11 protein-coding genes are annotated in these 12,792 nt (G+C 40.9%); all 11 read left to right on the top strand.

Going from position 1 to position 12,792, the window contains the following annotated elements; translation table 11 throughout:
* A partial coding sequence (locus G574_RS0107645; protein ID WP_051130554.1) for an LPXTG cell wall anchor domain-containing protein occupies positions 1-318 on the top strand: 318 nt, incomplete at its 5' end.
* Positions 319-440: 122 nt separating this feature from the next.
* Positions 441-1,697, top strand: a complete 1,257-nt coding sequence (gene secY2, locus G574_RS0107650) for an accessory Sec system protein translocase subunit SecY2 (RefSeq protein ID WP_029691681.1) — start codon at positions 441-443, stop codon at positions 1,695-1,697.
* Between the two features lie 9 nt (positions 1,698-1,706).
* Entirely contained in the window at positions 1,707-3,302 is a 1,596-nt protein-coding gene (asp1, locus tag G574_RS0107655) for an accessory Sec system protein Asp1 (protein WP_051130556.1), read from the top strand.
* On the top strand, positions 3,268-4,848 hold the full coding sequence (gene asp2 / locus G574_RS0107660; RefSeq protein WP_029691683.1) for an accessory Sec system protein Asp2: 1,581 nt from the start codon (positions 3,268-3,270) through the stop codon (positions 4,846-4,848). Before asp1 ends, asp2 begins: the two co-directional genes overlap by 35 nt.
* Positions 4,849-4,857: 9 nt before the next feature.
* Complete coding sequence (gene asp3 / locus G574_RS0107665; protein ID WP_156828120.1) at positions 4,858-5,424, top strand: accessory Sec system protein Asp3; 567 nt, start codon at positions 4,858-4,860, stop codon at positions 5,422-5,424.
* Positions 5,393-7,768 (top strand): accessory Sec system translocase SecA2, encoded by a 2,376-nt coding sequence (gene secA2, locus G574_RS0107670; RefSeq protein ID WP_029691685.1) that lies wholly within the window; start codon positions 5,393-5,395, stop codon positions 7,766-7,768. Before asp3 ends, secA2 begins: the two co-directional genes overlap by 32 nt.
* A gap of 10 nt (positions 7,769-7,778) precedes the next feature.
* Entirely contained in the window at positions 7,779-9,296 is a 1,518-nt protein-coding gene (gtfA, locus tag G574_RS0107675; RefSeq protein ID WP_029691686.1) for an accessory Sec system glycosyltransferase GtfA, read from the top strand.
* The gene (gene gtfB, locus G574_RS0107680) at positions 9,280-10,608 is read left to right on the top strand and encodes an accessory Sec system glycosylation chaperone GtfB (protein ID WP_029691687.1); all 1,329 of its coding nucleotides are present in this window, start codon (positions 9,280-9,282) and stop codon (positions 10,606-10,608) included. The genes gtfA and gtfB overlap by 17 nt, the downstream gene beginning before the upstream one ends.
* A complete protein-coding gene (locus G574_RS11660) occupies positions 10,601-10,768 on the top strand; it encodes a hypothetical protein (protein ID WP_169343466.1) in 168 nt (55 codons plus the stop codon). Before gtfB ends, G574_RS11660 begins: the two co-directional genes overlap by 8 nt.
* Before the next feature lie 537 nt (positions 10,769-11,305).
* Positions 11,306-11,920 carry an HAD-IA family hydrolase gene (locus G574_RS0107690; protein ID WP_029691688.1) on the top strand — a complete coding sequence of 205 codons (615 nt, stop codon included), beginning with the start codon at positions 11,306-11,308 and terminating at the stop codon, positions 11,918-11,920.
* A gap of 76 nt (positions 11,921-11,996) precedes the next feature.
* Positions 11,997-12,704 (top strand): O-methyltransferase, encoded by a 708-nt coding sequence (locus tag G574_RS0107695; protein ID WP_029691689.1) that lies wholly within the window; start codon positions 11,997-11,999, stop codon positions 12,702-12,704.
* The last annotated feature ends 88 nt before the right edge of the window (positions 12,705-12,792 follow it).

A 12,792-nucleotide genomic window follows, 5' to 3' on the forward strand; every position in this document is an offset into this window, starting at 1 on the left:
TCAGTATCTGCATCAGAGTCAGTATCTGTATCTGAGTCAGTTAGCGAATCCATCTCAGAGTCGGTAAGCGAGTCTGTCTCTGAATCAATTTCTGAATCAGTTAGCGAATTCGTCTTAGAATCGGTTAGTGAGTCCGTGTCAGAATCAATTTCTGAATCGGTAAGTGAGCCTACTTCTGAATTGGCGAGCGAGTCTGGTCAGGCAACCTTGCCGAATACTGGGGAAACTAACGGTCTCTCTGGCTTAGCAAGCCTTCTTGGTTCCGGCTTCTTATTTGCAGCATTCGCCCGCAAGAAGAAAAAGAAGAATGACGAATAGGTTTTCAATAGCTAGTTTGAAATGAAGATGATAATATCGAGATTAGAGTTTATCTAATCTCGGTTTATCATGTGTGGCGGTAGTGCATCTACCGCTAGACGTGATAATAAATGAGGAAAAACATGTTAAACAAATACAATTCTTATGTGGGTAGGAGTCTACTAGGGCGAAAAATCATGTGGACACTTGGGACAATATTTCTCTACATGATAGGGCGATACCTACCTATTGCGACCATCCCCCTAAACCAATCCCTCACCTCCCAATCAGCAATGTCTGATTTGATAAATAACCTGGCCCTGGTTACTGGAGGACAATTTTCCAACCTCACCCTATTTTCTCTAGGACTAAGCCCTTGGATGACAAGTATGATTATCTGGCGCTTTTTGACGCTTTTTAAGTGGGTTAAAGTAAGGACAAAGCGACAGGAGCACTTTTATCAGATGTGGTTAATGTTGGCGGTGGCCCTTATTCAGGCTTTTGGGATTAGCGCTTTGGGAAATTACTATTATCTACCAGACTTAGGACCTAATAGTCAAGGCTTGCTACGGCTAGCAAGTATGGTTATCTTAGTTGCTGGAGCTTATGTCTTGATGTGGATTGGTCAACTGAATGCCCAAAAAGGACTGGGGAGTTCCACAGTTATTATTATCACCAATATTATTATTAGTTTTTTATTAAATACAGGCAGTTATTTCCAAGATGTGACATTATTTAGTGGTATGTGGTGGATAAGTATATTGTTGATGATGGTAGCGTCGAGTTTCCTGGTCTTAGTGACTGTTATTGTCTATCGAGCTGAGTATCGCATTCCTTTGAAGCGAATTATGCTAACTCATACCTATTCCGAAGAATCTTATATTCCAATCCGCTTAACTCCAGCTGGAGGCTTGCCCTTTATGTATGCCATGACACTTATGTCTTTACCTCCCATAGTATTTAGAGGGCTATTACAAATTTTTCCAGAGAACGGTCCCTTACGATTTTTGGCAGATAATAGCAATTTGACAGAATTATCAGGTATTCTTATCTATATTGCCGTATTGTTCTTCCTAGCTATTGGATTTGCTTACTTTAATTTAGATCCTACCGAAGTGGCCAAACAGTTACAGAAATCAGGAGATTATATCGAGCATGTGCGACCAGGGGAAGCAACAAGAGTCTACATTGCACGTTATCTGAAATACTTAGCTCTTATTGGGGCCCTTTATACAGCGCTAGTTGGAGGTTTGCCTATCTTGTTGGTTTGGAAGCAATCTGGAGAAGTCGGGCTAGCACTGATAGTCAACAATATCTACATCGTGACAACGCTTTTGTTAGGTCTGGTTGAGCAGGTCGACATCATTAGGTCTTGGAAGCGCTATGGAAACCTGTTATAAAGGAGAGATATGTTTTATTTTATACCTGCTTGGTACTCACAAGAGAACCCTTGGCAAATGGATAGACCTCATTGGTACCGAGTGATGAATCGACTCGTTTTTGATGATACCATCAGTCAAATGAAACTTTTCCATGACGCAGGTGAGGACAGTCGTCCCCTATTTTTAGCTTATCAACCGCAACTTCGCTACTTTTTGCATAAACATGGGATTTTAGGCATCTCTTACTGGTCATTCTTTGATGATATTCAAAACATAGCGGACGAATCCAGCCGTTCCATTGATTTTAAGGAATTAAAATGGCCAAAGGGTGCCTCATTTATTTATAGTCCTTTCTATGTGCATGTCCGAGTCAAAGATGAGGTGATTGCGACCGTTCAGTTTGCTGAAAATGGAAATATCCACAGCATTGATTGGTATCAAGCTGGCTTAAGAAACTATTGCTATATTTTTGATGATCGTGGCTTTTTATCTAGCTATCTGGTATTTAAGGATGATAAGCCTCTGTATCAAGATTTTTTAAACGCTCAGGGGATTTGGCAGGTCAGGGAACACTTCAGCCCTGATACAGTTAAATTAGAGATTAATCCCGCAGCAGATACCTATTTTTCGAAGATAAGTTACTCGAGCTGGGAAGACTTGATGAGCGAGAGATTGCACCGTTTTAAAAGGGCTTCTGTAACAAGTGGTGATGTAGTAATCATCGCAGCTCATAAGCAACACAATGTTTTTTTAGGCAGACTATTCTCTGAAAACACAAAAGCCTATTCGTTTTATGATGATCGGACTTTAACAGATGATGATTTAAAGGCACTCTGCCAGTACGCACAGCTTCTCTTGGTTCAAGGTGACGACCAGATAGATCACTTAAATAATTTTTCCAAAGCTAATCAGCTGACCTTACCAAAGGTTAGTAAAATACCCTTGTTTGACACACGTCTACGCCTAGGCAGAAGCCAGACGGTAGCAGAGATGCGTCTTTATTTTGTAATTGATGGGCTAAGCCATCAGGAGTTAGAAGCTGTTCTCGAAAAGGTATGGCCTCTCTTAGCCGAAAATCATCTGCTGGGACTGGAACTTGTGACCTATGAGTCGACCAGAAATATGACCTTACTTGAGGAGGATTTATTGGACCATATATTAGCCAGTCGGTGGGCTATGGACCTTACCATTCCAGTGGAAGAGGGTGAAAACCAACTTGTCAGCGAGGAAAAACGGACTTGGCGGTCAGTTTATTTTGTGACAGTTACCGATGAAAACCAAATTATTGCTGCTTTAGACACTGCTAGAGTGGTTATAGATTTGGCTAAAAAACCCCATCACTACACTCAAATTGCCAGCTTAAGCGCTGGCTTGCCACAAATTAATAAGGTAGTCACGCCATTTGTTGAAAACAAAGAAAATGGTTGGATTATCACGGATTGGGAAGACTTAGCTAAGGCTATCGTTTACTACACAGATGGTCTTGCTAATTGGAATAAAGCTTTGGTTAGAACGGTCCAAAAAATGGCAGACTATACGAGTGGTCGTTTGATGACACAATGGAAGGATACACTAAGAGAAATAGAAGATGGCAAAGATAAAAATCTTACAGGTAGGAGATGATGATTGGAGTGGGCAAATATCTCTTTCGGAAGACATGCAATGGTATTATGCCGCCCCAGATCAACTAGCATCCTGGATCTATCAACATGAGGAAGAGCACAATGCTAAGTTAGCTTTAGTCACGCCAGCTGGCCAGGATGTGGAGCGTCAGCAAGTATCCTTTACCGCATTACTAATCACCTCTGTTTTTGATTTGATGCATTTAGATACCTTATCTAATCGCATAGAGGCTCATGCAGCTTTTTATATCCCTGAACTATCATCCCAGTTGTCCCAAGAGACAAGTTGGAGCCGTCAAAAAGTGTTGAGATCACTACCTGTTGGTGGTGAGCCACAGAAAATAGCAGATTTTTTAGGCTTGACTCTTTTTTCTGGACAGTATGGTGATAAGCTAAAGTTGCCTGACCTAGTAGTTTCGCCACAATTTACAGGGACAGTGACAAATGAAGGGAATCTTGCGACGCACTTTGAAGGTATCTTTGGGGAAACATTTGAGCCTCTATACACCTATCGTTATAATCTCCCTAGCTTTCCTATGGCCTTAGAGATTTGGTTAGAATACCAAAAAGAGGGGGATTGCCAACTTCTTGTGGAGATAGTTAGCATGGAAAGAGGCTCCTTGGGAAACATAAAAGAGTCCGTTTATCTGACAGAAGAGCAACTTCAGACTCCCTATGTTTTGGCACAAGATGATAGCGTTGGGTTTTACGCTATTTCCGTACTGGCTAAAGGTCGGGGACGGATCAGTGTTGGCTCACTTCATTGGCGCTATTCTCGTCAAGGTTTAGGACAGTTTGTCCTGGGTGGTAGGCGACATCAGGATTATAAAAGGCAAGAGCTCTTTACCTACTTTAATCCAGGAGATTTAAAGCCACCTTTGACAGTTTATTTCTCTGGCTTTAGGGATGCAGAGGGATTTGAAGGATTTTATATGATGAAATCACTAGGAACACCTTTTTTGTTGGTGGCGGATCCTCGACTGGAAGGTGGTTGCTTTTATTCTGGAAGCCAAGAATTGGAAAATCAAGTAGTAGGGGCAATTCAAGAAGCATTGGATTATCTTGGATTTAGCCATCAAGAACTGATATTATCTGGCCTTTCTATGGGAGCATTTGGTAGCCTATATTATGCTGCAGATTTGGAGCCTTACGCGGTTATTGTCGGTAAGCCTTTTACCAACCTTGGTGATACAACAGCCGCTTTAAAACTAAAACGGCCTGGGGAGTTTGAAACTAGCGCTGATATGCTCCGAAATGTGGGAGGTGGCTCTGACCAAGAGGCGATCGACCGGTGGAATGCCCGTTTTTGGGATAAGTTTGGGAAAAAAGAGTTTGCTAAAACTGACTTTGCCATAGCTTATATGGAGCAGGATGATTATGATGGTTTAGCCATTCAGCGCTTGATTCCTCACTTAGCCAATACGCAGGCGACTCTCTATGCAAAAGGCTATGAAGGTCGTCATAATGATAATAGCCGATCAATTAATAAATGGTTTATGACCCAGTATCATAAATTACTGGAAATTGGGTTTGAAAGGAAGTTTTAGGTGTTGACCATGCATTTTGAGAGAGATATCTACTGGGGAAACTTTGAAAATAATCAGACGTATTATTATGGTTCCTTGATAAGGCGTCAGGGACAGGATATTTTCTTTGAGAACTTACGCTATCCGTCGGGTGTCATTATAAAATCTTGGAGTTCGCGAACCAACTACCAATCAGAGCGTAGAGTGCCTGAATTGCCTCTCCTACTACCTGGTGCCACCTATCATCTGAAACAAGATGTGATAGCAGAGCCGGCCGCTACTGTTTACTTTCTGATTCAGTTTTTTAATCGTCAAGATGACGAAATTGCTTGGATCGTCTTGAAGAATGGCCAAGAAAGCTTTTGTTACCCTGAGGAGGCATTCGCCTACACCATTAAAATGATGAACGCTGGCTGTGATCGCTTGCATTTTTCAAAATTAACTTTGTCTGGAAGTGCACCAGCCACTAACCTTGTTAATCAGAAGGAATCGGTGAGAACAGTAGTATTGCCTAAGGAGCTAGAACTGATTAGTCCACTTTTACCAAGATATATTAGGAATTTAAATGAAAGAACAGATTCGTCCCTCGATAGCTAATCGTTGGCGCCTTCGAGAGATCAAAAAACAAACGCAAAAAATACTTGCTTTAGAAAAGACCTATCGCCATTACTCTGATGAAACTTTACAAGCCAAGTCTTTGAAATTGAGAAATCGGCATCAGGCAGGAGAGAGTTTAGATGATCTTTTGGTTGAAGCTTTTGCCCTTGTACGTGAGACTTGTTACCGTATTTTAGGGAAATTCCCCTATCCTGTACAACTCATGGGGGCTATTGCCCTTCATCAAGGAGCAGTTGCTGAGATGCGAACAGGTGAGGGTAAGACATTGACAGCTACTTTGGCCCTTTACCTCAATGCTTTATCGGGCAAGGGAACCATTCTTGTGACGCCAAATGGCTACTTAGCTAAGCGAGATATGGAAGAGATGGCGCCTCTCTACCACTTTTTAGGCTTATCAACGGGTCTAGGAGTCTATGATGAGGATGAAGATGTTTCTGTTGAGACAAAGCGGGATGTCTATGCCTCAGATGTTGTTTACACAACTTCTTCTATTTTGGGGTTTGATTATTTAACCCACCATTTAGCTTCTTCTTTATCTGATCAATTTATGCGATCTTTTCATTACGCCATTATAGATGAAGCAGACGCTATTTTGTTAGACAATGCCCAAACCCCCTTGGTTATTTCCGGAGCGCCTCGTGTACAGTCTAACCTTTTTGATATTTGTAATCAATTTGTCCTGACTCTGGAAGAAGGGCAAGATTTCTATTTAAATAAAGAAAAAAAAGAAGTCTACTTAAAAACCTCAGGTATCGATGAAGCGGAGCGCTTCTTTGCTATTTCAGATTTGTATGATAATGCTTATTGGGAGATTAATCGACATATTAATTTGGCTCTGCGTGCCCATACGCTTTATCGAAAAAACATTGATTATCTGGTGCAAGAAGATGAAGTCATCTTGCTAGACCAACAAACAGGACGTACCCTAGAGGGCATGCGCATGCAGTCGGGAATTCACCAGGCTTTGGAAACCAAGGAGAAGGTAAAAAAGACCAAAGAAAGTAGAGCCATGGGTTCTATCACTTACCAAAGTTTATTTAATCAGTTCCCAAAACTATCAGGGATGACCGGGACAGCCAGTATGTCCGAAGATGAGTTGCTGAGAACTTATCACTTACCTGTCGTTACTATTCCGACGAATCAACCCATTCGACGCAAGGACTACCCAGATAAAATCTATGCTAGTTTACCGGAGAAACTCTATGCGACCCTTGATCTCATTAAGACATTACATGCGACCGGGCAGCCTATACTCTTGATTTCAGGAACCGTAGAAATAACGGAAATTTATTCTAAATTATTGCTACAAGAAGGCATTGCTCACAATACCCTAACGGCTTACAATGTAGCAAAAGAAGCCCTCATCATTCAAGAAGCAGGACAAAAGGGAGCAGTAACTTGTGCCACTATTTTAGCGGGGCGAGGAACAGATATAAAGTTAGGAGAAGGTGTTTCTGAGTTGGGAGGCCTTGCGGTCATTGGTACAGAGCGGATGGCCAATCGACGAATGGACTGGCAACTGCGTGGTAGATCCGGGCGTCAGGGGCAAGTAGGAATGAGCCAATTTTTCGTATCATTAGAAGATGATTTGCTTACCAGTTATGGACCTGACTGGGTCAAAAAATATTTTAAAAAATATGGTGATGGGTCTAGTGGACTGTTAAAAGGTCGCCGATTTTACCGTGCCATAGAGCATGCTCAAGAAAAGAGCGAGGAACAGGGTGAAAAAGCACGTCAAACCACCATTCAGTATGATGAGCCTATGCGGATTCAACGCAACAAGATTTACCGTTTAAGGCAGGATTTGTTAAGCGCCAGTACCAATCTATCTGAAAAAATCAATCAAATCGCTGAAGCTGTGATTGATCGCTACCTTGAGGACAATCCTAGGAGAGACGAAGCTGCTGTCAAACGCTACATCTTAGATGCTTATAGTTATCGATTTAAGTCCTTTCCTGAGGAATTGGACATTACTAAGGATGAGGCTTTACGCTCTTTTCTCTTGGCCTTAGTGCAGGATGAATTGAAACAAAAACAAGCTCTTCTAAGTACGGAGGAAGCCACTGAGGAATTTTATAGATTGTCTGTTTTAAAGGCGATTGACCAGTGTTGGATACAAGAAGTAGATAGCTTGCAGCAATTAAAAGGTGTTGTTTCTATGCGAGGCATTGCCCAACGGGATGGAATGTATGAATATTATAAAGAAGCTCTAACTTCCTATCAAAAAATGACAGCCGTCATCCAGGAACAGGTGCTTCAGAATCTCATGCTGAGTACCATTGAGCGTGATTCAAGTGGCAAGCAATCAATTTACTTTGTTTAAAGGGGAGAAGATGACAGTATACAGTATCAATAAAGGGATTGGCTGGGCCAGCAGTGGTGTTGAATATGCACAAGCTTACCGAGCAAGCATTTTTAGGGAAATGGGGATTTCTGCTCAGTTTATTTTCACTGATATGTTTCAAGCGGAAAACTTAGCACATTATACGCAAAATATTGGTTTTTTGGACCACGAAATTATGTGGCTGTATGGCTTTTTTACAGATATCCCAGTAGCACCAACCACTTTTAAGCAGAGTCAGCTGGAGGATATCTTGGGTTCTGAATTTGAAAAAGAAAACGATACAGAAACAGCTCTAAGCTATAAATCTAAAACACAAGATGTCACTATCGCAGCATTTAAGCGAAAGGGGCATACTCAGATTATACAACGCGTGGAGTATCTCTCAAGAGGAATCTTAATTCGTAAGGATTACTATAGTTTCTGTAAAGTGTTTTCAGAATTCTACACGCCAAAAGATGGCAAGCCCCAACTCTATCTTCGTCACTTTTATAATCAAGATGGAAGCATCGCCTATACCGAGCAGGTACAAGGCGACAAGAGTTATTTTCGGTTTCCAGACGCCATCATCCCATCGAAAGAGCAGCTACTGGAGCGCTTGCTTGAGGAGCTTCACTTACGAGACAATGACTGGCTATTAGTGGACCGTGCGACAGGAACTGGTCAAGCTATTTTACGCCAAAAAGGTCTTGCAAAAGTGGGAGTTGTTGTCCATGCAGAGCACTACAGCCCCTCATCAGAAACGGAGGAGACCATTTTATGGAATAACTATTATGAATATCAGTTTACCAATGCTGATAAGATAGATGCTTTTATCACTTCCACAGACCAACAAAGCCTAACTTTAGCAAGACAATTTGAGCAGTATACCTCTTTCTCTCCTAAAATTGTGACGATACCTGTAGGAAGTATTGATCATTTGCATTATCCAAATAGTCCTAGAAAACCTCTATCACTGTTGACCTGTTCGCGACTTGCTGCAGAGAAACATATTGACTGGTTAATAGAAGGGGTGGCAATAGCTTGTCAAGTGCTGCCGGATTTATCTTTTGATATCTACGGTGAAGGCGGACAAAGTGGTAAGTTACGAGATCTTATAGAGAGGTATAACTTGCAAAATCATATTCGCCTTTGTGGGCATCAGGATCTAACAAGTGTCTATCAAAAGTATCAGGTCTACTTGACAGCTTCTACCAGTGAAGGTTTTGGTCTAACGCTTCTAGAGGCAATCAGCTCAGGTCTTCCCATTATTGGGCTCGATGTTCCTTATGGCAACCAAACCTTTGTTGAAGACGGTAAGAATGGCTACCTCATCCCTCGTGCTAAACGAGATGATGCGACTCACTACGCAGAGCTTTTTGCAGAAAAAATAGTAAAGTTATTTAGTCAGGATGATATTTCACAAATGCATGAAAACTCTTATCGAAAAGCCAATGCATTTTTGAGTCATCACTTGCAAGAAGCTTGGGCCTTATTGCTAAAGGAGGATACCAATGATTTTATTAGTTGATTACTACCATCAAAAAAGTCAGGATCTCCACTATTCTTTGAAACAGGTTGGATTTCAAGGTGAATGTGTAAGTCTTTCTGAAAATGGCTTTCTACCCAAAGGTGTGGAATCACCTTATGGTTATTTCTGTCAGATGATTTCTGACGAAGGCCATTCTCTTTACTTCAATCAACTGGAGGTTCCTGATTTTTGGGAAATCACGGGAACTAATAGTCAAGGAGAGGTTTGGGAATACCAGGATAAGAAGGCTACTATACATTATAGTCAGTCAGGACCAGCTAGAAGAATCCAGTCGGTTGATTGGTTGGATAAGCAAGAGAAACCTCTGTTAACGGAGCATTACAATCAATATGGTTGGCTCTATTCACGGACATTTTATGATGATGAAGGCCACCCCACCATACGAACTTACCAAAATAAGTCGGGCTTAGAAGTGATGACAGAGAACCTTCAGACGGGTGATTTGCTATTAGAATGGAAAGGTCAGATCCATGTTTTTACAAATCGTTTAGATTTTTATCGCTTTTATCTAGATGAGCGACAATTTGATTTATCCAACATATGCTACAACTCCCTTTCGCAACCCTTCTTTTTATCTTATTATATGAATCAGCCAGGGCAAGACATTCTCTTTTGGCAAGAAAGTATCAGTGATGATCTGCCAGGTAATATGAAGGCCTTGTTAGCCAATAATCATACTCGAACTCAGCACATTGTTTTTCAAGATTTGCAGGCTTATCAAACTGCTCAAAGCTTGGTTGCAGCTGATCAGTTGAAGAAAATGTCTTATCTAGGCTATCTTTACCCTGAAAAATCTGACAAGGTCACTCAAAAAACTATATTGATAATGACCAACTCAGATCAGATTAACCAGCTCGATTTCTTAAGTCGAAAATTACCTGATTATCAATTTCATATTGGTGCCTACACGGAGATGTCTCAACATTTAATGGCCAAAGCTGAGTTGGATAATGTTTTTCTATACCCTAACATTAGCGCCAAACAGTTAGAGGAACTTATCTCAACTTGTGGTTTTTACTTTGATATTAATGGCGGTAATCAAGTGGATCAGATAGTTAGACGAGCTTTTGAGCAGAATTTGCTCCTGTTTGCTTTCGAGGAAACGGTGCATGATCGGTATTTTATTCCTAAATCACATCTTTTTCTCTCATCAGATCCTGATAAATTAATTGAGACCATAAGGGAAGTGGAAAAGGATTTTCCAAGGGCTATTGTTAATCAGCGTGCTCAGACGTCTCAAGATAGCTCAGAGCACTATCATAAACTGCTAAAAGGAGTTCTAAATGGCTAAAAAAAATCCTTTGCTGGAAGAGGATATTAACAAACGTATTGATCAAGTGCGTTATGAAGAACCAGATAACGAAGACCGCTCGGTATCCTTATTTTACAAAATCATCGTGACATTAGTAACATTGGCAGTGCTGTTTTCTTTGATACGGTATTTGTTTTAAATATTGCTCTGTCAAAATACCAGAGCAGATTTTGGACGGTTCTCTTGATATGGTTTAAGAGGGAATATTATGTTAGTATGATACATATTCTGACCTGTTTTTTACAAATCTAACGAATGGTCCTTGTTTAATCTATTGTGATATCAGTCGTTGTTTTGGGACGGGGATATTTCTTAACTAGTTTATTATCACTAAGACTTTTCAATAGTTTAAAATAGGGAGAGACTGCTAAAAAGGAGCTATCATTGGGGATTGGCTAGAGAAGCAAAGAAAAGGGGGTGCCTCTAGCTCAGAGGTTCATCAGATGTCCTTAGTTCTGGAAACCAAAAGTGGCTGTAGAGAAAGTATCGAGATGAAGGTTACCCAAGATGCCGCTATCAAAATGGCTCGATTTTTTAAAGAGTGATGTCGTTAGCAGAAACAAAGGATTAAATAAAATGATGGCAGCATCTAAATAGGCATCGTATTTGACTTGTTAAGGTCAAAAAGAGGTGTCTGGAAAGACACAAACGTCTGAGATCGTTTTGGAGGTATTTTATGACAAAACCGACTTTTATCTGGGATTTTGACGGCACCCTTGTTGATTCCTATCCAGCTATTTTAGAATCGCTTGAAGCAACTTATCAACACTTTCAAATACCATTTGATAGAGTTGCTGTGGAAAACTATATTTTGGAAAAATCAACAGGCGATTTATTATTGGACTTGGAGAAAAGTTACGGTGTTTCTTTTGAGGAATTAAAGAAAAAACAATCCGTGGAGAAGGCGGCTCGTGATGATAGTATTGTCCTCATGCCAAGGGCCAAAGAGGTGTTGGAATGGACAAAGCAAGAAGGGGTGCAAAACTTTATTTATACCCACAAGGGAGCAACAACTGAGTCTGTTCTACAACGGTTAGGAATCTCTGACTACTTCACGGAAGTCATCACTTCTGCCGATGGGTTTAAACGAAAACCTCATCCAGAAGCCATAGATTTTCTGATATCAACCTATGGTTTAGCCCCTCAATCGACGGTTTACATCGGCGATCGTTATTTGGATATGGCTTTAGCCAAAAAAGCGGGTATTCAGTCACTTAATCTCAATCAGCCGTCAGATTCCTTCAATCGCAAGATTGAGCATTTAGAGGAGATTATCTCTTTATTTTCTTAACCTTATTTGATAGGCCGTAGTTGACCAATCTGCCGGTATTCTTGACATTTTCAGAGGCTTAAAATATACTAAAGCCATGGTTGAAAGTTACTCGAAAAATGCAAATCACAACATGCGTCGCCCTGTTGTTAAGGAAGACGTCGTTTCTTACATGCGAACGCATCTATTGGAAAATCAAGGACATCTAGCAGAAATAGCCAACTTTGCTCATCACGAAAATATTCCCATTATCCAGCATGAGGTAGTGGCTTATTTTCGTTTTTTGATGGCATCATTAGCGCCAAAGTCTATTTTGGAGATTGGAACCGCTATTGGCTTTTCTGCTTTGCTTATGGCAGAGTACGCCCCTGAGGCACAAATCACGACAATTGATCGCAATCCAGAGATGATCGCATTGGCAAAAGACAATTTTGCGAAGTATGATAGCCGTCACCAAATCACGCTCTTGGAAGGAGAGGCGGCGGATCAACTAAATCAATTGGATCAAGAATATGATTTTGTTTTTGTGGATTCTGCTAAATCAAAATACATTGTTTTCTTACCGGATATTATTAAGCATGTAAAAAAAGGAGGCATCATTGTTTTTGATGATGTCTTCCAAGGAGGCGATATTGCTAAGCCGATTGAAGAGGTTCGAAGAGGCCAACGCACCATTTATCGTGGCTTGCATCGCCTATTTGATGCGACTTTAAAGCATCCTGATTTAACAGCTAGCTTAATTCCCATGAGTGATGGTCTTTTACTCTTGCGAAAGGATGCAGATCAGGTGATTTTAGAGGATTAAGCCAAGTTTAAGCCATTTATGATATAATGGTAAAGTTAATGAACGTGAGAGTGGCCGTCGCAAATAGCGGTGCCTCGCTAATTCATCA

This window comes from Streptococcus hyovaginalis DSM 12219 (genome assembly GCF_000420785.1).
Lineage (GTDB): Bacteria > Bacillota > Bacilli > Lactobacillales > Streptococcaceae > Streptococcus > Streptococcus hyovaginalis.